Source organism: Mesotoga infera (assembly GCA_011045915.1).
In the GTDB taxonomy this organism is placed as follows: Bacteria; Thermotogota; Thermotogae; order Petrotogales; family Kosmotogaceae; genus Mesotoga; species Mesotoga infera_D.
In genome coordinates this window covers 1-1821 of sequence record DSBT01000318.1, presented here as the reverse complement: position 1 = coordinate 1821, position 1821 = coordinate 1, and the positions used below count along the sequence as shown (strand labels likewise).

General features: G+C 45.9%; 1 protein-coding gene and 1 pseudogene. One reads left to right on the top strand and one right to left on the bottom strand.

Annotation, left to right across the window (positions count from 1 at the left end):
- Positions 1–148: 148 nt before the first annotated feature.
- Positions 149–454 (bottom strand): hypothetical protein, encoded by a 306-nt coding sequence (locus tag ENN47_10335; protein HDP78557.1) that lies wholly within the window; start codon positions 452–454, stop codon positions 149–151.
- Positions 455–834: 380 nt separating this feature from the next.
- Between ENN47_10335 and ENN47_10330 the strand changes: the two are divergent.
- A pseudogene (locus ENN47_10330) lies at positions 835–1821 on the top strand (photosystem II stability/assembly factor-like protein).

Genomic DNA, 1821 nt, shown 5'->3' with positions numbered 1-1821 from the left:
TTCGTGGCAGGAGGTTTTGCTGCTGCAATATTATTCTTCGTCATGAGCACGCTTAATTATCAAAGGCCCCTCAACGAGCATAAGGCAGGCAGGCCCTAGAAGCAAACCCAGTGATAAAGCTAAACTAATTATCCGAGAGGAGTATTCTCTACATGATGCTTCGCTTCAGCTTCAACTCTTCGTGAAGACGTTCGCATCTTTCGTACCAGAGTACTCTGTAATCCTCGTGGTTGATTATTCTGCCAACAAGGTCATACGGAGTGAAGATTTCTTCCTCTACACCCTTCACACATTCCTCATACGCCTCTAGGTCTAGTCTCTCATCTGTTATCTCGACTAGCATTGAGTCCTGAGCTTCTATGATTGCCGCTACGGCTAGTGTATGCCCATTGCCATAAAAGTCTTTCATCAAGATAAATGGCCGAACCCTGAACACTCTTGAGAGTCTCCTCATTCCGAATCGCTCTGAGCTTGTCTTTTGACAAATATTGCTGGCTTGGCTGGAGATCCTCAATTCGGGCTTTGAATCTTTCTGACATCTACTTCGCTCCTCCAAGAACCTTGACTTCAGATTTTCAGATACTCGTCCAATCAAGAAGCGTCTGAATGAACGATCCACTTCTCGTAGACTAACCTACCATACATTATGAAGAACGTAAGTGCTATCATTTCACTGTTGAAGAGCATTACTTACTTAGTCTTGCCAAACATTACGAACAGGCCTGCCTCGATTTAGTCCCAGAGACTGCAAAGGGATAAGGCCAGAAAAGTGTCGATGATTATCTTCAGAAAAATGAACGAAGTTCTCATAAACCTGATATAAAGGAGGAAGCAATGATGAAGAGAAGTCTGATTTGGACTACAAGTCTTCTATTAGTCGTGTTTGTCATCACCAGCTGTATACCCTTTCCGAAAGCGAAGAGCTACTGCGCCTGGGTAGTGGGACAGACCGATGAAAGCGGAATAGCGATGCTCTACTTTTCAGATGATTCAGGTAAAACCTGGATGCGTCAAGGAATGGATATTCTGCCGGAAGGAAAGGATTTGGAGGACGTATATGCAGTTGACCGCAATCGAGTCTGGGCTGCAGGTTCCAATGCACTACTATTAAGAACAGACAACGGTGGCTCCGACTGGGAGATTATTGAAGTATCGGAAACTGCCACCGATTCATTTTTTGCTTCCATCTCCGTTTATGGAGATAGAATTTGGGTCAGCGGCGACAGCGGACTTGTCATCTTCTCTGAAGACAGTGGCGATAGCTGGACTGTTTGCAACCTTCCCGAAAACGCCGCAGATTACTTGATTCAGGGAATCCATGCAATAAACCAGAATTTGATCTACGCGGTTGGAAACAAATCAACACCCAGAGCTGGCATAGTTCTCAAAAGCGAAAATGGCGGTCAAGACTGGGAGGAGATTGAACTACCAAACAACTACAACGACAATGGATGGATTGGCGTGAAGGCCACGGATGAAAATCATATAGTCATCTACGGTGGCCAAGGCCACTATGTAGTGACCGCGAATGGCGGGAAACAATGGGTTACGGGAGGCCCGCTCTTTGCAAAAGACCTGAACTCTCTAGTGATGCTGGACAGTTAAACTTGCTGGGCTGCCTGCGATTTTGACACGATAATTCTTACCGAAGACAGCAGAATAAGCTGGGAAGAGCAGCCACCAGCAGGAACAAGCAATTCGTTTCTGTTAGGGATAGATGCTCTCGACAGAAATAACGCGTTAGTCGTCGGTTCATCGGCAGGATACCCGCAGTTTGGAAAGATCTTGCGCACAACAGACGGAGGAAAGAACTGGGAAGTA

What these genes read in the sequence shown, in the direction of transcription:
- ENN47_10335 (HDP78557.1), bottom strand. Translation starts at nt 454, where the DNA reads ATGAGGAGACTCTCAAGAGTGTTCAGGGTTCGGCCATTTATCTTGATG.